This window comes from Paenibacillus azoreducens (genome assembly GCF_021654775.1).
In the GTDB taxonomy this organism is placed as follows: Bacteria; Bacillota; Bacilli; order Paenibacillales; family Paenibacillaceae; genus Paenibacillus_AQ; species Paenibacillus_AQ azoreducens.
Window position 1 is genome coordinate 5,433,439 of record NZ_AP025343.1, and the last position, 19,906, is coordinate 5,453,344.

The following is a 19,906-nucleotide window of genomic DNA, read 5'->3' on the forward strand; positions in this document are numbered from 1 at the left end:
GTTAATGCTCAACTAACGTATCCGTTAGCTTAATCAATAGTCGTAGTCACGAACCAATAAACTAGATAGACGTTGCTTATATAACTCTGCTTCACCTAAACAAACATCAAAACCGATTATAGTAATAGGAATCCCTGATTTCACCATAATGCTGTAAGCTTCTGCATCTACATATACATTAAACTCAGCAACAGGGGTCGTATTTCCGATGGTTTCCTTATACATTAATGATTCATATAGTTGCTTTGGGGAGATAGAAATTTTCAATAAAAAAAATTAAAACGCTCGGAGTTATCGCACAACAAAATTGTGAAACGATAGCTATCCATAAAACAAAGGTCTATGAATGGATGAAAATCGACTTTAATTTTAATCTTTACATCATTAAACAACTTGCCTCAAAATTAATTTTAAGTTCAGAAACCGTAACGCGATTATCACTGCTTACGGTTAAAGATCGTATTTTACTAAGCATACATAATCATTATAAAATTGGTGATTTAGAACATCTTACAAAGCAAACTTTGTCAAGTGAGGTCTGTGCACCCATTAGAAGTTTAAATCGTTCAATAGCTCAGTGCATAGATGAGGGTTTGATAAATTATAGGGATAAAAAATTCTCGGTTTATTCGATTAATGAAATAGAAAAATACCTTGAGAACTTTTTATCAAATTAAAATATGTTTATAGTTTCAAAGATTTCGTCAGCTCAAGTCATGAGCAATAAACTACAAATCCCAAAAATGCAAAAAGCTCCTGAATCGTCGCGAGGACAAATTCAAGAGCTCGTTCATTGTTAAGGTGATGCGGTCGAGAGGACTCGAACCTCCACGGGGGGTTAGCCCACACGGACCTGAACCGTGCGCGTCTGCCAATTCCGCCACGACCGCATATTGGTCATTGTCTTTCACGATGTTTTCTTTCGCGGCGACAAGATAGATCATACCATGGCAAGCCTATAATCGTCAAGCACTTTCTCTAAAAAAATTTATAAGAACAAAAAACTGGATTCGCTTTTGCATATTACTCTCCTAGAAGATTCATTAAATCCGCCATTTACGGCGGCAGCCGGGGCCTGATGCGGGCGCGCGGAGCAAAAAAAGAACGGCTGCGGCCCGTTTGATCCGCATTCGGAATGCAATTCGGGCCACGCCGTTCATTCTATTTTATTTAAACTAGGACTGGATGACAGCCGTTTTTTCCTGCGCAGTTAAAGTGACGACTTCTCCCTTGTGCTTAAATGACACGGCATTCCCTTCCAGCAAGGTATAACTTGCCTCGTTTGGTCCCATGCTCACTTTGATCAGCTGCCCTTGGTACATGATACGGAAGCTGCAGCTTTCCCACTGTGCAGGGAGCGCAGGGCTGAAGCTGAGCGCCCCGTCCACCATACGCATGCCGGCAAAACCATTGACGATGGACATCCAGGAACCTGCCATTGCGGCGGTGTGCAGACCGTCTTTGGCGTTTTTGTTGATATCGTCCAGATCCATCCGCACGGTCCGGTCAAAATAGGCGTACGCTCCCTCAAGATCCCCGATTTCCGCGCTGACGATGCTGTGGATGCAAGGAGACAACGAGGAGTCATGAGTGGTCAGCGGCTCATAATATTGATAAGTGCGAATTTTCTCTTCTTTCGTAAACTTATCGCTGAGCAGGAACAAAGCCATGACCGTGTCCGCCTGCTTCAGCACCTGATGCCGGTAAATCACCAGCGGGTGGTAGTGAAGCAGCAGCGGATACTTGTCTTCCGGCGTGTTTTCGAAATCCCATTTTTTCTTCGATAAAAAGGTATCGTCCTGTGCGTAAATTCCAAGCTGTTCATCATATGGGACAAACATGCGGGCAGCCGCTTCATGCCATCCTTCGATTTCCGCTTCCGTCAGGCCGATCGCCTGCGAAATCCGCTCGTATGCCTCCGGATGATCCTTACGCAGCCGCTGCGCCGTTTCATAGGCATAGTTGAGTTGGCTTTGCACCATGAGATTCGTATACGTATTGTTGTTGACAATGGCCGTATACTCGTCCGGGCCGGTCACGCAGTCGATGCAGAAGGCCCCGCCCTTCGTTTCGTTGAAATAACCGAGATCCGTCCAGAAGCGGGAGGTTTCGAACAAAATCTCGGCGCCTTTATCGATCAGGAAGCCTTCATCTCCTGTGGCCTGCACGTATTGCTTAATGGCATAAGCGATGTCCGCATTGATATGCATTTGGGCGGTTCCTGCAGGATAATATGCCGAGTTCTCTTCGCCTGCAATAGTACGCCACGGGAATAACGCACCTTTTTGGGACATGACGGCCGCGCGGCTGCGCGCCTTATCCAATGTGCCATAACGGAAATCCATCAGCGCGCGGGCAATATCCGGCTGGGTGTAAGTAAAGAACGGCATCATGTACATTTCCGTATCCCAGAAATAATGCCCCTCATAACCTTCGCCCGTCAACCCTTTGGCTCCGATGTTCGTCTTGCCGTCCCGGCCAACCGATTGCAAGAGTTGGAATGCATTGAAACGGATGCCTTGCTGCAGCGCCGGATCGCCTTTGATCTCGACGTCGGCATGCTGCCAGAAGGACTTCAGATACGTTTCTTGTTCCTCCAGCAGCCGATCCATGCCCAGATCCAAGGCAAGTCGATGCGTCCCGGCAGCGAGATACTCAAGTTCCTCTTCTGCATCGTCTTTGGAAGTGTGATAGGAAATATATTTGGTTAAACCCGCTTTTTCGCCCGGCGCCAGCTTCAGAGTAAATACCGTACCGATTCTTTCATTTTCTGAAACCTCTTCCGCCTCGAAATCGGTTTGGCCCTGAACTTGATGGCTGATCGCGGTAACCAGTTTAAAATCGGTATGCCGGGTGCGCTGCTTCAGCACCGCCAATCCGCTCATATGCGCCATCCGCTCCAGGATGAGATTCGGCTCTCCGCCGCCTGCGCCGAGACGGGGATCATCCGTTACCTCCGCCGCGGCAATCTTTCCGTCCACAAAGGAATGGAAACGAATCTCTCCGGCAAAATTGACGGATTCGATTTCAACCTGTATTGCGGCAAGATGCTTGTGCGTCAGGGAAACGACCCGGCGGAAGTTCAGCTTCACGCGGCCGCCCGCAGGAGCTTCCCATTCGACATGCCGCCATAAAAAGCCCCGCTTCATATCCAGTTCCCTGTTAAATGAATGGATCTTGCCTGTATTCAAATGAAACGGGGCGCCCCCCACCGTCAGCTGGATGCATTGAGCGTTTGTCACATTCAGCATGGACTGATTCCGGGTAGGATAGCCATAAGCCCCTTCCGGGTACACGATCGGTTCGGAATCGTAAAACCCATTAATATAGTTGCCTGTTACCGACTTACCTTGAACTCCGTGGTAACCTTCCTCGAAGTTGCCGCGCATGCCGATATATCCGTTACCAAGCGCAAACACGCTCTCGCTTCTTTGATTGTTTTCGTCATCATAAGCTTCCTCAGCCAAACTCCAATCCCGGTAAGGGTATAATGCCTCCGGACGCACGTAAGCTTTCATTTTCATTGGTTCATGTCCTCCTCCACAATGGGCATTTTATATTTCAAGATGCTTGTAACATCCTGAATTTCATGTCTTTCTGATAAAATTCGAATCATTTTGAAAAGCTTTTCAAAATTCGTAAAACGAAAGCCTCATCTTTGACGTGAGGACTCTCTGACTATCAACTTATGTTCCAGCTTCTCCCTCAATACCTGGGTGGAGCCTGTCGTTACCAGTTCATGCAGCTTTTCGGCGGCGCGGTATCCCATCTCGTACATCGGCTGAGAAATCGTCGTCAGCTTCGGTATAAACATGTTGGCCATACGAAGATTGTCAAAACCGACAACCGATACTTGACCGGGAACCAAAATATTGCGGTCCTTCAAATAGGAAATGACCCCCATGGCGAATTCATCGGCAACGCAGAAAACGGCTGTAAGCTCCGGATAATCCGTAAACAATTCATGCGCGGCATCGTATGCGTGTTCGAATCTGTGGGCGGCACAGCGGATTTTTTCCGCATTATGGTCAAGGCCGGCTTCATGCAGCGCTCTCAGGAATCCTTGGTACCGCGGCGGTCCGGAGATGGAATTTTCGTGGTTGAAGCCAATCATCCCGATGTCCCGGTGTCCGAGTTCAATCAGAAATTTCACCGCATCATAAGCCGCCTTCTCGTCATCAATCTCCACGCTTGGAACTTCGTATTCATCGGAATGCGACGAAATCAGCACAAACGGAATTTTGCAGCTCATCAGCTTTTCGTAATATTCCGGAAATATGACGTCGCTGGCGAAAACAATGCCGTCCACCTGCTTTTCATGAAAAGCATCGATATACGCGAGCAGCCTGTTTTTATCCCTATCCGTATTGCAGATCATCAGACTGTACCCCAGCTTGATGCATGCATCCTGCATCCCCCGTATGATTCCTGCGTAATACATATTTTCGATATCCGGAATCAACAGGCCCAGCGTAAAGGATTTTCTGTAAATCAGTCCGCGCGCAAACGAGTTCGGCTGGTATTGAAGCTGCTCGATCGCCTGCTGAACGCGGACCCTTTTGCTCTCAATGACAGACTCAGGCGTATTCATAACCCGCGATACGGTGCTGATGGATACACCGGCCATTTTGGCTACATCTCTAATTGTTGGCTTCATTCATCATACTTCCTTTATTAGAAAACCTTTTCAAGGAGGATTATAACAAGGGGATGAGTAATAAGCAAGAAATATGCGTGTCTTCAGTATTGCACAAAAAAAGGACCCTTCCAAGGGCCCTTCACGACAATCATAAGATGATGTTATACCGTAGCTCTGCGAAGCATGCCGTAAGACAAAAGCGCATAAAGAATCGCAAGCGGGGCCATCCAGAAAAACAGCTCCATGTAGTGCAGGGAGAACCAACTAAAGAGGTCAAGCCACAGTCCGTAATACGTTAATACAAAACTGGCGATGCTTCAAATCCCTACTCTATTCCCGAACAATACCGATCATAAAACCGTCATACCCTTTGCTGCCCACCGTCTGAACCGCTGTTGCCGAGATTTTAGGGTTGTCGGCAATCATTTCGTAAAATGTTCTTACGCCCTGCACGCGGGGATCGGTACTATGCTTATCGATGATCTCTCCGCCTCTGATCACGTTGTCGCCAATGATAATTGTACCGGGCCGGGAGAAACGCAATGCCCATTCCAAATATTTCGGATTATTCGGCTTGTCGGCATCAATAAAGATCAGGTCAAAAGGCTGTATCTGTTCCTCCGCCATTTGGGCCAGATGTTCCAAAGCATTGCCGGTCCGCACCTCAATTTTTTCTTCCAAGCCAGCGCGTTTAATATTGGCTTTTGCCACTTCGGCATGCAGCGGGACCAGTTCCAGCGTAATGATCCGGCCATCCGCAGGCAGGCCCCTTGCCATCCAAATCGTGCTGTATGCGCCAAGCGTGCCGATTTCCAGGACCCGCTTCGCTCCTGACATTTGCACCAGCAGCTGCAGCAGCTTGCCTTGGCTGCCGGTGACGTCGATTTCCGGCAGATCGGCCTTGCGATTCGCGACCAGCACATCGTCCAGCACAGGATCATTCGGGCAGAGCAGCTCCGTAATATACTCATCGACTTGTTCCCAGGTTTGTTGCATTTTAATCACTCCTTTTATGGGTTTGATATATTTGGGATTTTGGCCAAATCCTTACTTAGTATCTTTTGATTCTATTGTATTTGAAATATAATCATATGAATAATATATCTTTGGAAGAAACTCATACATTTAACTTATGATTATGACCTAAAAGGAGTTTAGCCCATGAATCTGCATGCCCTGCGTCTTTTCCATGTCATTGCCAAAACCGGCAGCGTTACCCGGGCATCCGAACTGCTGAACATCAGCCAGCCGGCGATCACGGCTCAGATCAAGAAATTCGAAAAGGAGCTGGGGTTGACCTTGATGATGCCACATGGCCGGGGCATCATGATAACCAGCGCCGGAGAACAAGTCGCTGTTCTGGCCAAACGGCTGTTTGCCGTTGAGCAGCAGATCGAGCAGTTTGCAATGGAATATGGACGCGGCGCTCAGGGCCATATCCGCCTGGCCGCGACCTATCTTCCCTCGCATTTTCTGCTTCCGGCCTGGCTGGCCCGATTTAAACAGCAATATGAACAAGTCGAGATGTCGATCACGACGACAAACTCCAGCGAAGCGCTGAAGCTGCTTTTGAATGTAGATGTGGATATGGCGATTTATGGGGGACTGCCGGAGGAATATCCCGACAACGTGCAGACCGAGGAGCTGTTTCAGGATGAGCTTTGGTTTGTGGTCGCGCCGAATCATAAATTTGCGGGACAGCATATCACCTTACAGGAAATGATGAAGGAGCCGTTTGTTATGCGCGAGGAGGGAAGTTCCACCAGGGAGCGGCTGCTCGCCCTTTGCCGGACTTACAGCGCACCCGCCCCCAAAATCGCCCTTCAGTTTAATGGTTTGCATGAAGCGATTACCGCGGTGATTGCAGGGTATGGTGCGAACTTCGTCTCCTCGCTGGTGGTCCGCGAATACGTGTCCCGCGGTGAATTATGCCGCGTTTATGTTGAAGGGATCGAGCTGCGGAATGTCATCGCCATCTGCACGCGAAAGCATGAACCGCTTAGCGCGGCAGCTGCAAACTTGATTGGACTGATCCGAAAGTATCCGTACTGACAATTAGAAAATATCTACTGAAGTACTTCTCTAGAAAAAAAACGCGTTTTAGCGGTAGTTATCCTTGCGGTATAAGGATGTGGGAGCCCCGGAGTTAATACTTTGTTATATCTTCAAAAACAGAGTTCATCGTGCACTTTGCCATCTTATGCAAACAAGCCGGCATCCATCATTCGTAAATCCGGCGAGATTAATGGCCTTTCCGCCATATGGGCCAGGATATCTTCCTCCAGCCGTACCCCTGGAGCTATTTCCGTAAGCAAAAGCTGCCCCTCATACAATGAAAATACAGCCCTTTCCGTCACGTAGACAACCTCTGTCCCTTTGCTTGCTGCGTAAGAAGCATTAAAGGTCAGATGTTCGACACGGGATACGAATTTGCGCAGGCTTCCTTCCCGCAGAATATGCAAGCGGCCGTTTTCCAGCTTCGTTAGCAGCCCCCCTGCCGTAAAGGTAGAGCAAAATACAACTTTACGGGCATTTTGGCTAATGTTAATAAATCCGCCGCATCCTGTCAGCCTCCCACCGTACCGGCTGACATTTACATTGCCCGTTCCGTCCGCTTCCGCCATGCCCAAGCAGGCCACATCCACTCCGCCTCCGTCCAAAAAGTCAAACTGCGCAGGCTGATCCAGAATCGCTTCAGCCCATGCGGAAGCGCCAAAGCTAAGCCCTCTGGCGGGCGTACCTCCGACAGGTCCTGATTCAAGCAGCAGTGTGATGTCCGTTCTCCCGGCTTCTCGGCCTGCCGCTCCGACGCCTTCCGGCAGCCCGATTCCCAGGTTCACGACCTGATGCGGATCAATCTCAGCCAACGCACGCCGGGCAATGACAAGCCTTTCCGCTTCCGGCGGAGCAGGGGGATTCCCTTGGTCCGCTGCCCCAGGCGGCAGATGGCCCGAATAAGCCGGATTATCCTGTTCGGCAAAGGTCATGGCATGCTGCTCCGCATCCGCGACGACGATCACGTCAACCATGATTCCGGGCACAATCACATTTCTCGGCGGAATCGTCCGGGCGGGAACAATCCGTTCCACCTGCGCGACAACCATGCCGCCGCTGTTACGCGCAGCCTGGGCCAGCGCCAGCATTTCCAGCGTAACCGCCTCCCTTTCCATAGAGAGATTGCCGCATTCGTCCGCAGTAGTCCCCCGAATCAACGCGCAATGAACCGGAAAAGCGTGATAAAACAGCTGCTCCTTTCCGCCAATCGTTATGAACTCTACGATGTCCTCGACGGTTCGCCCGTTGAGCTTGCCGCCGCCATGCCGCGGATCGACAAAGGTATGAAGCCCGACCGGCGTCAGCGTTCCGGGGCGGCCTGCCGCGATGTCGCGGTATAGATGAGTAATGACGCCCTGCGGCAAATTATAGGCTTCGATCCGGTTGGAAGTAGCAAGCGCGCCGAGCTTGGGCGCCAGACCCCAATGGCCGCCGATGACCCTGCGCAGCATCCCTTCATGCGCCAAATGATTGATGCCTCGCGTTCCTCCATCTCCTTGCCCCGCGGCAAAGACAACTGTCAGGTTCTGCGGCGAGCCCTCCCGCAAATAACGGCGCTCAAGCGCCGCCGTCAATGCTTCCGGATGAGCGCAGCCGACAAAACCGCCGACCGCAAGCGTGGCCGCATCGGGAAGAAGGAGCATCGCTTCATCCGCCGTCATCAGCCGGGCAGGTTCACGTTTCCGACGGTTCAAATGTTCAGCCCTCCGTTAACCTCCAAAACGGTGCCATTTACATAATTGGCTGCATCTGATGCAAGGTAAAGATAGGCCTCCGCGACATCTTCCGGCAGTCCGAGCCGGCGGAGCGGAACCTTCTCGCTCATGGCGCTGACAACTTTCTCCGGCATCTTGGCCACCATTTCGGTTGCGATAAAACCGGGAGCGACGGCGTTCACGCAAACGCCCTTATACCCGAGCTCCCGGGCCCATGTTTTCGTCATGCCGATGACCCCTGCTTTGGCGGCCGCATAATTGGTTTGGCCCAAATTGCCCTGCAGGCCGACGATCGAGCTTGTATTAATGATCTTGCCCTGCCCGCGGGCCGTCATGTGAGGCGCGGCATGTTTCGTGCAATAATAGACGCCGCTCAAGTTGACGTCGATCACCTGCTTCCACTGCTCCGTTGTCATTTTGGACAGCATCGCGTCCCGGGTAATGCCTGCATTGTTGATCAAAATATCGATGCAGCCGTATTCGGCAATAACCGATTCGATCAGCGCCTGTACGCTGCTTTCATCCGATACATCCGTTTCAATAAAACGCACCTGCGGCCGCTTGCTTTCCTCCAGCGTTTCGATCAGATTCCGGCCTGCTTCTCCGTTGAAATCCGCCGCCACAACCTGCGCGCCATGCGCGAGGAACAGCCGGACTGCCGCCCAGCCGATGCCTCCCGCTCCGCCTGTTATAACCGCCGTTTTCCCCTGCAATCTCATGCTTCGGTCCCTCCCTGCAGAAACTTCTCGACGGCAGCCAACAGCTGCCTGGAATCATCGACAAGCGGTGAATGTCCGCATCCCGTCAGAATAACTTCATGCGCTCTTCCGCCAAAATCGTCCAGCAATTCCCGGTGCATTTGCTCAGTAATGACCATATCCCTTTCTCCGCGCAGCACAAGCACCGGCACCTGGATCCGGTCCACCAGTCCCGAGCCGTAAGCGGCTTCATGATCCATATGGCTGATGTTAAAGGTATTTAGCGCCTCATAAATATCCATCAGGTTCCGCTGGGTCAATATATCCTCCAAATACGCCTCGTACCTGGCCTCATCCGGCTGGTTGCGGTCGTATATGACCGAGTTGAACAACGTCTGCATCGATGTTTTATCGCGCTCTTCATTGGCTTTTTGCACCCATTGATTGCGGGCTGACTTTCTGATTCCATCAGCGGAAACAATTCGTTTCGTCACATCCGGCATTCCGTCCGGACCGTCCTCGTAGAAGGGGTATCCTCTGGTCGACATGGAAGCTAGCAATACCAGCTTGGAAACCCGCTGCGGGTAGCGGGCGGCCAAATCCATCGATACACCCCCGCCTGTCGACCACCCCCATACGATGCAGGACGACAAACCGAGTAGGTCCATAAATGCATTCACATCATCGGTATACATCTCGATACGGGCGGCGGGCTCATGGTATGTCGATATGCCGAATCCCCGCATATCGACGGCGTATATTTTATATTTTGCATCCATATGTTCGAGTACGATATCCCAGTGCGCTGAAGAGTTCATATTCCCATGTATAAGCAGCACAGTTTCATTGCCGCCCTCCCGCTCCCGGTAACCTAACCGCTCCCCGCTGGGCAATTCTATTGATTTAAGTTCCACGGACATGACGATTCCCCCCATTTTAAAGTTAATGCTCCCCATGCATAACCGATGCCCGCAGCTGCCAGCACCGTCACTTGCCCCGGAGCCATGCGGCTTTCCCTGCCGAGCAGCTCCAGATGAATCACCGGATCAAACTGTCCCATATGACCGTATTCCTCCAAATAAATCGCCCGCTCTTCCGGGATACCCAACGTATCAAGCACGTACCTGTGCGCGGAACGCTTCATATGGAGCAGCCCCATATAATCAATCTCCGAAACCGTCGAACCGCTCGCCTGCACAGAATCCGTAACGACCTGGACAAAACGCTGCATGGACAGCTGATCCAAGCGTTGTTTCATTCCTTCCGGGTCGGCAACCCGAAATTTAGGCTCTCCGGCTGCAATCAATTCGGCCGTAAGCGGCTGCTTCGTTCCCCCTGCGCATACGATGACGTCTTCACTAAACGAGCCGTCGGTCATCAGCGCGGATTCCATGACCTCCGGATAAGCCGGGCCTGCGCCCCGCTGCAGAATCAGCGCACCGCCGCCTGCCGCCAAATTGATCATAAATCTTGTTCCCGGATCAAGCGGATCAATCAAATCGCCGTTGCGGTAACCCCCAGCAAGCAGCACGGTCCGAATGGAGGGATCGCCCAGCATCATGGCCTTGGCCGTTTTCACGCCGGCAATGGCCGTACAGCAGCGCAGAGCCATATCATACCCATAAGCGCGCTTCGCCCCAATCTCCTCCTGAAGCTTCAGGCTCGCTGTCCACACCGGATATTCCTTATATTCCTCACCGATATAGATGACCAGATCAATTTCCATCGGATCCATACCGCAGCGCTCTATAGCCTGCCTTGCCGCATGGATGCCCATTGCGCATGTGCCGTCATCCGGGCCCGGTACCGGCTTTTGGATAATGCCAAGTTTCGTTTCGACGATATGCTGCGGAATTCCGGCGGCGGCCGCAATTTCCAAACTGCTCATGGTGTCTCTTGGCACGTATAGTCCCACTGAAATAAGCCGGATCGCTTCATCCGCTGCCGGGTTCGCCTTTCGTTCATTCCCCGCCTGCTTGCCCATCATGTTTTTGCCCCCGTTCCAGCATATTTTTCATGTAAAGAGCGGCTTCATCCAGCGACACCATCGTCAATTCGACCTGCTGCTGCACATGCGTTACCTTAATCCGCCATCCGCTCGGGCTCTCGCAGGGGGTGCATCTCAGCACGAAAGAACAAACCGACATCCGATCCTCATTCATGAAGCTTCCCCCCCGTTTTCGGCCTTTAAGCGCTTCCGCCGCCACGCCATAAGCCATTTGTGTACAGTACCGACGATTCCCGATGGAAAAACAAGGACAACAACGATATACAGCAGTCCAAAAAAGATGATCCACCGTTCAAAAATAGGATGAATGCCCGCCAGATCCGTCAAAAACTGATGCGCCCATTCAATCACCGCCGCTCCGATCAGGGACCCGAACAAAGTACCTATCCCTCCGATCATCGTCATCAGCAGCGCATTTAACGTCATATCCATCGAAAATACCGTCGTATTTACGAATCTGAGCGTAAGCACATAAAGCGAACCGCTCACGCTTGCCGCCACACCGGCAACCACCGTTGCTATGACTTTGTAATGAACCACCTTGTAGCCAAGCGATTCCGCCCGCTGTTCATTTTCGCGGATGGCCTGCAGCACCCGCCCAAACGGCGAGCTTGTAAAACGCCTGAGCAAAAAGAACACAAGCACCATTGCCGCCAGGGAAGTCAGATACAGCGTCGACCTGTCCCTCATCGGTTCAGGAATGGAAAATGTAAACCCGTCACTTCCCCTGGTCAGAGAACGCCATTTCTCGGCCGCGACAAGCAGCAAACCCGCAAAGGCCAATGTCAGCATCGCATAGAAATGGCTTTTTAGACGCAGCGAAAGCATGCCGACGACATAACTGAGCAAAGCCGCGAGCGCCATGCCTGCCAGAACGGATAAAAACAGCATTGGAAGGGTTGCTTCGAATCTCTTCATGAAAATTCCGGTCGCATAAGCCCCCAAACCGAAAAACATGGCATGACCGAAAGAAACGATGCCGGTGTATCCCAGCAGCAGATCATAACTCATGGCAAAAATCGCAAAAATAAAAATCTGCGTCAGCAAAATAAACAAACTCCTCGAGTCCGATACAAACGGAACTGCAACCAGTGCCATGACCAGCACAAATGCAGTCGCGTTAAACCAGCGTTTAGAAGCCGCATAAGAAGGAGCAGCCAGGCCGATGCGGGAGCGTCTCTGCCGTGTCGCGGCCGGAGCCGCCTCTTTCAGATCGGTGTTTCCGCTCATGCACCTCCCCCCTTTACCCCGAACAATCCGGACGGCTTCACCAACAAAACGACAATCATCAGCAGCATATTCGCCGCCAGGGAAAGATCAGGAACATAATAGGCCATCAAAGCTCCCGACAAGCCGACGAGTATGGAAGCCAGCGCCGATCCCTGGACACTGCCCATGCCGCCGATGACAACGACAATAAAGGCCAGAATGGCAAATTGCATCCCCATTTCCGAAAAAATGACGCCGGAATACGGGGCGAGCAGCGCCCCTCCAAGAGCCGCAAGCCCTGCGCCAAACACAAATACAAGCGAAAATATCATGCGGATATTGATGCCAAGCGCCTGCACCATCTCCGGATTATGCACGCCCGCACGGACGATCAGCCCGATGCGGGTCTTTTTTAATAGCAGCAGCAAACCCAGATATACGAGCGCGCCTATCAAAATAATAAACAGGCGGTATTTGATCAAAATAACTCCCGCGACTTCCCAGCTTCCGTTTAGGAGCGGCGGCACCTCAGCCTTCAGCGGATTAGGCGTGAACACGACCTTAAGCATCTCGCTTAATACAAGCATGACGCCAAGCGTAACCAGTATTTGCCTGACATGATTGCCGTACATCGGCCTGATGACCGCCCGTTCCATGATCCAACCGAGCAGCATGCCGGCCAAAACGGCACCGACAACGGCTATGATGAATGAGCCGCTAGCCGCATACAACCAGACGCCGGCATAAGCTCCCCAGGCAAACAATCCGCCGTGCGCAAAATTCAGCACGCTCATCAGACCAAAAATCAGCGTCAGCCCCGCTGCCAGCAAAAAGACAAGCATGCCCGTTGCCAAACCGTTGACGATTAGATTTAACAATTGATTCACACGATACCCTCCTTTAAGAGGTAGTTCAGGCAATCCCTAAATATTTGCGGCGGAGCTCTTCATTTTCATGCAAAGAGGCCATTGGGCCGGCGCTGACGATCATTCCCTCGTCCATTAAGTAATACTTGTCGCCGATGGTGCCTGCCATCATAAAATTTTGTTCGACCAGCAGCACCGTCGTCCGCTCTTTCATCTGCAGGATGGCGTCCATCAGCTTCTTGACCATGATGGGAGCCAGCCCTTTGCTCGGCTCGTCGATCAGCAGCAATTCGCTATTGTTGACGTATGCCCTTGCTATGGCGAGCATCTGCTTTTGCCCGCCGCTCAGCAGTCCGCTTTTCCGGTCCCGGAACTTCACCAAATCAGGGAAAAGCTCATGCATCCATTCGAGCCTTTCGGCCGCACCGGCATCTTTGTGCCGAAGCGCAATTCGCAATGTCTCGCCTACCGTCAAATCGGCGAATATCCCCTGATCCTCAGGCACATAGCCGATTCCGCGGCGCGCGATCTGATGGGCGGCAAGCTTTTGAATCGGCTCTCCATTAAACGCAATCCTTCCTTGAGCAGCCGGATTCAGTCCCATGATCGTCCGCAGCGTTGTCGTTTTTCCGGCGCCGTTTCGTCCCAGGAGCACGGTAATCTCGCCTTTTTCCGCCTGCATCGTCACCCCTTGCAGGATGTGGAACTGCCCGATATAAGTTTCAACCGATTCCAACTGCAGCAGCGTCATCGTACAATCCTCCCAAATATGCGGCCTGCACCGTTTCGTTGTTCATAATGTCGGCAGGAGGCCCGCTTGCAAGCAAACTGCCGTTAAACAAAACGGCGATGCTGTCCGACAAGTCCAAAACCATCTCCATCTTGTGCTCGATCAAAATAATGGTACGGCTGCCCTCCTGCTTGAGCGCCCGAATGACTTCCAAAATCTGCGGAACTTCCTCCACCGAAATTCCGGCCGTAGGTTCGTCAAGCAGCAGCAATTCGGCGCGAAGGGCCAACAGCATGGCGATTTCCAGCTTTCGTTTCTCCCCATGCGCCAGTTGGACCGCAAGCGCGCCAGCTTTGCCGCCAAGCCGCACCAGCTCAAGCAGTCCAAGCGCCTCTTCCTCCAGCTTCCTGTACCTGTGCAGCGAAGAAAAGAAGTTGTACCGGACACCGGCACGGGATTGAACGGCCAGCCTGACGTTTTCCAGCACGCTGAGATTGGGAAAGACGTTCGTGATTTGAAAGGATCTGCCCATGCCAAGCCGGGTCCGTTCGTACGGGGCCATCCGCGTTACGTCCTGCCCTTTGAAATAAATGCTGCCGAAAGAAGGTTTGAGCTGTCCGCTGAGCAGATTAAACAATGTGGTTTTGCCCGCGCCGTTCGGGCCGATAATCGATGTAAAAGATTTCTCCTTCACTTCCAAATCGACATCCTGTACGGCCTTATGACCGCCAAAGGCGATTGTCAGCCCTTTTGTTGCCAAAACGGTTTCGGTAAAAGAAGCCGTTTCTGCCGACGCTGCGCCCGATGTTCCTGCGGTTTCCGTTTGTTCCGTCATACGCTCCCCTCCTCGATTGTTCTCCGTCATTTCCGGATGAACGGTCCGGGATGCAGCGCAGCAGGGACCTACCGGTACCCTGCTGCCGCTAAGCTAACGTTTATTGGTGATTGGCGGCGCGGTTTCCTCCGGCGTCAATTCGCGTATCAGCACAGGCACCGGATAATCGGTCCCGTCCTGCTTTTCCAGCTTGATTGCATACAAAGCCTGAAGCGCCTGATGGTCTTCCGCCCGGAACGTCATTTTGCCCTTGGGCGTATCGAAAGACATGCCTTCCATCGCCGTAATTAACCGGTCCGTATCCGATACGTCGCCGTTTGTTTTCTTAATGGCTTCGATGATCGAAATCGCCGCAGACATGCCTCCCGGCGTAAACAGATCGGGCAGTTCGCCATTAAAGCGTTTCTTATGCTCCTCCACCAGCCATTTGTTGATATCGTTATTCGGCAAGGTATGGTAATACACCGAAAATCCTTCCATGCCGACCAAATCGCCCATCGTTTTGAGAGCGGCGATATCCGGCGCGCCCGTCGAAATCTTGATTCCCTGCTCCTGTACCTTCATATCCTGCAGCTGTTTCCATGGGGAGTTGGCTCCTGCCCACACGATAAACAAGTACTCGGGTTTTGCTTTCACGATTTTTTGGATATTGGCCGTAAAATCCGTTGCGGTCGCATCGGCGTATTGCTCCTCTACGATGTCGGCGCCCAGCTTAACCGCCGCATCCTTAAATGCGGCGATTCCGTCGCGCCCGAAAGCGCTGTCAGGTGCAAACGTAGCGATTTTCACGCCTTTGCCCGCAATGGCCGCCGCGCCGGCTACGGCATCCTGCGAAGAATTGCGCGCGGTGCGGAACACGTATTTATTCCATTGGTCGCCTGTGATGCTGTCCGCAACGGCCGGCTCCACGACCATGATTTTCTTCGCTTCCTCGGCAAGCGGCAGCACCGCCAGCGTATCGCCCGAGCTGGATGAACCAACCAGGAAATCCACCTTGTCGGTTTCAAGCAGTTTGGTCGCCTTTTTCACCGCCACATCCGGTTTGGTTTCCGTATCTTCGAACACAAATTCGATTTTGTGTCCGTCGACTTCCCGCGTTCCGCCTGTGGCGTAATCTACGCCAAGTTCGAAGCCGCGCGTGGTTTGTTTCCCGTAGCTTTCAAGCGCGCCAGACAAGGAAGCAAGCACGCCGATTTTAATGGTTTTGCCGTTTCCGCCCGCATCCTTAGCCGCCGAATCCTTCCCTTCCGTTTTCTGCTCCGTTTGCGGCTCGGCTGCCGTTTCCTTGTTTCCTCCGCTGCTCGAGCAGGCGGCCGTAAACATAAGCATCATAATCAACGCGGACACAACGCCAAGCCGTCCTAAGCGCGTTTTTGATTTTTTCATGGACAACAGGATCCCCCCTATGACTCTTCATTCCCGCTCATCATAAAAGGGCCCGGTTGCAAAATAGTTGCAAGCCGGGCGATCATGGAAAAAATCGTTTATGCGTTCTCCTCGCTGCAGCGTGTGAACAGCTCGCGGATCGATGCCATAGGCTCGATGCCCAGCTCCTGCGCCAATGCGTCCGCCGCGCGCTGATGCCATTTCAGAGCCTGATGGCGGTTGCCAAGCTGCAGATGGCATTCCATCAGGAGGCGGTATGCTTCCTCCCAACAGCGGTCTTTCTCCAACATCGCTTCAGCCCAGCGGATCGCCTTGTCATAAAGGCCCCGCGCCGAATAAATCTGGCTCAGACGCTCTGCCCCACGCAGAAAAAGCACCTGAAGGCGTTCACGTTCTTCGATGCACCAGTCATCGTATCTTCGTTCGGGCATGTAATCCCCTTTGTACAGAAGCAGCGCCTGCTCCAGCAAAACCGCGGCTTCATCGCGGCTGCCCGACTCCAGTCCTTGCAGCGTCAGCCGTTCAAACTCCACAATATCCAGCGTCCAACTGGCCTGAAGGTTCAACCGGTAGAATTGTCCATCGCGGACCACAAAATAAGGATCGCTTCTGACCCGCCGATGCGGCTCAAGCGCAGAATGGAGCGCATTCAGCGCCACTTTGAAATCACGGTTGGCGGCTTTCTCGTCCGCTTCCGGGAACAGATACAGCAGCAGCTCTTCTTTGCTGACCTGATATCTCCGTTTGGTGACAAGCAGTTGAAACAGCTCCTTCGCCTTGCCGCGCTGCCAGTCCTTATCCAGCACCACCCGGTTCCCAAGGCGGACTCGAAACGCCCCCAGCGTCTCGATATGCAGCGTATATCCCGGATGATAGGTCAGCTTCTCCATCCCCAGCTCCGTCAGAATCGCAGCAGGATTCGGTCCGCCTATCCCCTGCCTGGCAGCCTCCAGCAGAAGCGGAATAAGCTGCTGCGGATCCGTTGGACCCAGCAGCGTTCGGGATGTAAACAAAAATCCGTACCCTTCCCGGACCGCCAGCTCCAAAAAATGCTCCATGCTGACCGCAAATCGTCCATCCTGCTCCTGGCGGTAAGCCGTCATGGCAAGCCAAAGCTCGCTCAGCGCCAAACCTAATCGGTCCCCGCAGGCCTCGTATCTACCTTTGGCTTCTTCGAATATCGTATCGGCTTCCTGCCAACGTCCGCTCTCGTACAATGCAATCCCCATGCTAAGGCGGATGAGCGAGGAAAGCCAGCCGTCCAAAGCCTGTTCCGTGTACTGCAGCGCGGCTTCCCCGTATCTCAACGCCGCTTCGCAGTGTTGTTCCCGCCCGTGCAGCAGGCATAATCCCATATTCGGTTCAGCCGTGCCGCGGGCGATGTCGATCCTTTTCATAATGGCCAGCGCCGCATGATAACATTCCCCAGCCACTTTGACATCGTAAACGCCCGTCAGTTGGGCCGCGTGCCCCATTCTGATCCAGCCGCAAGCTTCCACATAAGGGGCCTTCAGCCGGATGCCCTGCATCATGCCCGCTTCCGCCGCCGCTTTCGCACGCAGCGGTTCACCGCTCAGGCTGTCAATCAGGGATTGCAGCAGATCGATTTCCCGATGTGAACGGGACAACGCCCGGCTATGATAACTGCTTCCTCGGAATAAGCCGCCCTTTTCTCCTTCCAGTCTTTGTGCTTGTTCAAGCAAATTCCGCGCCGTTTTCAGCTTGCCTGTGCGGAGCGCCAGCCGTGCCTCGAGCAATAAATCCCGGCTGCCCTGGTCCAGTTCGAGCGAACGCGCAGCCCACTGCCCCGCCTCGGTTCCCTGACCCTGGTTCAATTTGTTCTCCGCCATCATCGCATATAACCGCGCCAGCCGCTTCCGGTCACGGTCCGGCTCCGCCCCATACATTCCCAAACCGCCGGCATAGAGATAGGGGGCAGAGAGAGATGAAGCGGCATGGGATTCGGCGAGCGCAATCGCGTTTACAAGCAGCGGCTCGGCTTTCCCAGGCTGGATCGTGTCGAGATAAAGCATCGCTTGCCCCTCAAGAGCAAGGCCATGGACAACCGCATTGCCCGTTTCTCGCGCAAAGCTCTCCGCCTTGCGGTAACCGGCCATCGCCGCTTCGTATTCGCAGCGATACCGCAAAATATCGCCTTCAAGCACATACAGGTAAGGCATCCGGTTCTTCAGCCGCTCCGGGATCGGTCCAAGGCAGCGAAGCACGGCCTCCAAATGCCCGCCCCGCACCAGTTCGGCTCCACCGGCAGCGAGCAGTTGGGCCATTTCCTCCGGATCATCCAATTCCGCGGCGTGGGAAAGCGCAAGTTCGATCCGCCCTCTTGCCGCAAATACCTGCACCGCTTGCCTGTGCAAAGACAATCGCCACTGCGGCTGGCGCCGCAGCTGGTCCTGCAGAAATTGCCGGAACAGCGCGTGATAACGGAACTGGCGGTCATCGACGGCGCTCAGAAATCCGTTCTGACAAAGCGCCGCGAGCAGGGCGTGCGAGCCCTGCCTGCCGCAAACCGCATCGCACCATTCACCTGTCAGCTCGTCAAAAATACTCGTCTCCAGCATAAAGGTCCTCATAACCGAATTCTGTTTTTGAAACAGCTCGGCCGCCAGATAATGAAACAGATCCTCAAGCGATTCCCGCGGGGCAGTCAAAATGCTTTCCAGCGAATCTTTCGATGCCGACAGCCGCTGCCAAATGAGCTGGATCGCGATAATCCAACCTTCCGTAAATGCATACATGGCCTCTGCCTGCGGCTCGGTAAGCGGGTAATTGTAATAATCCGAAAATAAAACTTCAATGTCCTCCGCCGAAAAAGCGAGATCCGCACGCGACAGCTCAAGCACTTCCCCGCGGACGCGCATGGCGGCCAAGCCCTCCCAGTCCGGCTTCGTCCGGGACGAAATGACCAAACGCAAGCCGCCGCAAGCCGGCAGATACGAAATCACGTATTGCATCCATGCGTCAATCCATTCGCTATGTTCAACGGAATGGTAGTCATCCATGCACAAAATGATGTTTCCATCCAACTTCAAACCTTCATTTAAAAATAAGTCCGCCAAGGCATACACGTCCTCCAAGCCGGCTATCCTTGCACTCCCCAGCTCAAGCAGCAGGGCTTCGCCAAATCCGGGCACACTCGCGCGCAATGTCGCAGTTAAATGGAGCAAAAAAGGGAGGAGATCATGATCCTGCGGGGATATGCTGTACCATGCATAACGGCAACCGCATTGCCTCACATAAGAAGACAATGCCGTTGTTTTGCCGAATCCGGGTCCGGATGCCACAATGGTAAGCGGCGTTTCCGGAATATACCTCAGCCGTTTCATCAAATCCGGCCGCTGCAGCCAAATCTTTTTGGCAGGAGGCGCCATCAGCTTCATTTTCAGTATGCGGCTGCTCTTCATGCACAACCCCCTCTCTTTGCCATAATTTCCTTCAATTGTAGCATAGTTCCACATTGTTTGACAGCGTTTACATTTTGTTTTTCATTTCTGATCATCGTCTGCTGCAAGACTTGGTTACGCCAGAAACGCATATATTCTTTATTTCAAAATAACCCCACAAAGAGTATCGGAAAAAAGTCCGACGCCTGAAGGGCGCTTTTGCAAAGCAAAAGTACTGAGAGTATCGGAAAGAAGTCCGACGACTCTCGCAGAGAGGCGCTTTTGCGGAGCAAAAGTACGGAGTGACGTGTAGCCTTTGAAGCTTATTCCGAATACTTTGCGGGGACCCCGGAAATTCAACCCC

Annotated in this window: 16 protein-coding genes and 1 tRNA gene; 1 reads left to right on the forward strand and 16 read right to left on the reverse strand. The window is 52.8% G+C overall.

Annotated features, from left to right (window positions below; genetic code table 11):
• Window positions 1-33 precede the first annotated feature (33 nt).
• From L6442_RS24150 to L6442_RS24170, 5 genes are all read right to left on the reverse strand, one after another.
• On the reverse strand, window positions 34-225 hold the full coding sequence (locus L6442_RS24150) for a nucleoside hydrolase (protein ID WP_237100064.1): 192 nt from the start codon (window positions 223-225) through the stop codon (window positions 34-36).
• A gap of 580 nt (window positions 226-805) precedes the next feature.
• A tRNA-Leu gene (locus L6442_RS24155) sits at window positions 806-890 on the reverse strand.
• A 285-nt stretch (window positions 891-1,175) separates the two neighbouring features.
• Entirely contained in the window at window positions 1,176-3,524 is a 2,349-nt protein-coding gene (locus L6442_RS24160; RefSeq protein WP_212979633.1) for a glycoside hydrolase family 65 protein, read from the reverse strand.
• 128 nt (window positions 3,525-3,652) lie between these two features.
• On the reverse strand, window positions 3,653-4,657 hold the full coding sequence (locus tag L6442_RS24165; protein ID WP_212979634.1) for a LacI family DNA-binding transcriptional regulator: 1,005 nt from the start codon (window positions 4,655-4,657) through the stop codon (window positions 3,653-3,655).
• A gap of 312 nt (window positions 4,658-4,969) precedes the next feature.
• Window positions 4,970-5,635 carry an O-methyltransferase gene (locus tag L6442_RS24170; RefSeq protein ID WP_212979635.1) on the reverse strand — a complete coding sequence of 222 codons (666 nt, stop codon included), beginning with the start codon at window positions 5,633-5,635 and terminating at the stop codon, window positions 4,970-4,972.
• 165 nt (window positions 5,636-5,800) lie between these two features.
• Here L6442_RS24170 and L6442_RS24175 point away from each other — a divergent pair, with 165 nt between their 5' ends.
• Window positions 5,801-6,691: a LysR family transcriptional regulator gene (locus L6442_RS24175; RefSeq protein WP_212979636.1), complete on the forward strand. Its 891-nt coding sequence runs from the start codon at window positions 5,801-5,803 to the stop codon at window positions 6,689-6,691.
• A gap of 146 nt (window positions 6,692-6,837) precedes the next feature.
• Here the strand turns inward: L6442_RS24175 and L6442_RS24180 are convergent, their stop codons facing one another.
• From L6442_RS24180 to L6442_RS24230, 11 genes are all read right to left on the reverse strand, one after another.
• The gene (locus L6442_RS24180) at window positions 6,838-8,388 is read right to left on the reverse strand and encodes an acyl CoA:acetate/3-ketoacid CoA transferase (RefSeq protein ID WP_306436695.1); all 1,551 of its coding nucleotides are present in this window, start codon (window positions 8,386-8,388) and stop codon (window positions 6,838-6,840) included.
• Entirely contained in the window at window positions 8,385-9,128 is a 744-nt protein-coding gene (gene fabG / locus L6442_RS24185; RefSeq protein ID WP_194231696.1) for a 3-oxoacyl-ACP reductase FabG, read from the reverse strand. Before fabG ends, L6442_RS24180 begins: the two co-directional genes overlap by 4 nt.
• A complete protein-coding gene (gene phaZ / locus L6442_RS24190; RefSeq protein WP_212979637.1) occupies window positions 9,125-10,027 on the reverse strand; it encodes an intracellular short-chain-length polyhydroxyalkanoate depolymerase in 903 nt (300 codons plus the stop codon). The genes fabG and phaZ overlap by 4 nt, the downstream gene beginning before the upstream one ends.
• Window positions 10,003-11,094 (reverse strand): 3-oxoacyl-ACP synthase, encoded by a 1,092-nt coding sequence (locus L6442_RS24195; protein ID WP_373871830.1) that lies wholly within the window; start codon window positions 11,092-11,094, stop codon window positions 10,003-10,005. The genes phaZ and L6442_RS24195 overlap by 25 nt, the downstream gene beginning before the upstream one ends.
• A complete protein-coding gene (locus L6442_RS24200) occupies window positions 11,069-11,269 on the reverse strand; it encodes a hypothetical protein (protein ID WP_194231698.1) in 201 nt (66 codons plus the stop codon). The genes L6442_RS24195 and L6442_RS24200 overlap by 26 nt, the downstream gene beginning before the upstream one ends.
• A complete protein-coding gene (locus L6442_RS24205) occupies window positions 11,266-12,213 on the reverse strand; it encodes a branched-chain amino acid ABC transporter permease (protein ID WP_212979658.1) in 948 nt (315 codons plus the stop codon). Before L6442_RS24205 ends, L6442_RS24200 begins: the two co-directional genes overlap by 4 nt.
• 128 nt (window positions 12,214-12,341) lie before the next feature.
• Complete coding sequence (locus tag L6442_RS24210; RefSeq protein ID WP_212979638.1) at window positions 12,342-13,211, reverse strand: branched-chain amino acid ABC transporter permease; 870 nt, start codon at window positions 13,209-13,211, stop codon at window positions 12,342-12,344.
• A gap of 25 nt (window positions 13,212-13,236) precedes the next feature.
• Window positions 13,237-13,941, reverse strand: coding sequence for an ABC transporter ATP-binding protein (locus tag L6442_RS24215; RefSeq protein ID WP_212979639.1), 705 nt, complete (start codon window positions 13,939-13,941; stop codon window positions 13,237-13,239).
• Complete coding sequence (locus L6442_RS24220) at window positions 13,913-14,755, reverse strand: ABC transporter ATP-binding protein (protein WP_212979640.1); 843 nt, start codon at window positions 14,753-14,755, stop codon at window positions 13,913-13,915. The genes L6442_RS24215 and L6442_RS24220 overlap by 29 nt, the downstream gene beginning before the upstream one ends.
• 93 nt (window positions 14,756-14,848) lie before the next feature.
• Window positions 14,849-16,141 carry a substrate-binding domain-containing protein gene (locus L6442_RS24225; RefSeq protein WP_373871831.1) on the reverse strand — a complete coding sequence of 431 codons (1,293 nt, stop codon included), beginning with the start codon at window positions 16,139-16,141 and terminating at the stop codon, window positions 14,849-14,851.
• Between the two features lie 98 nt (window positions 16,142-16,239).
• The gene (locus L6442_RS24230; RefSeq protein ID WP_212979641.1) at window positions 16,240-19,563 is read right to left on the reverse strand and encodes an ATP-binding protein; all 3,324 of its coding nucleotides are present in this window, start codon (window positions 19,561-19,563) and stop codon (window positions 16,240-16,242) included.
• Window positions 19,564-19,906 lie beyond the last annotated feature (343 nt).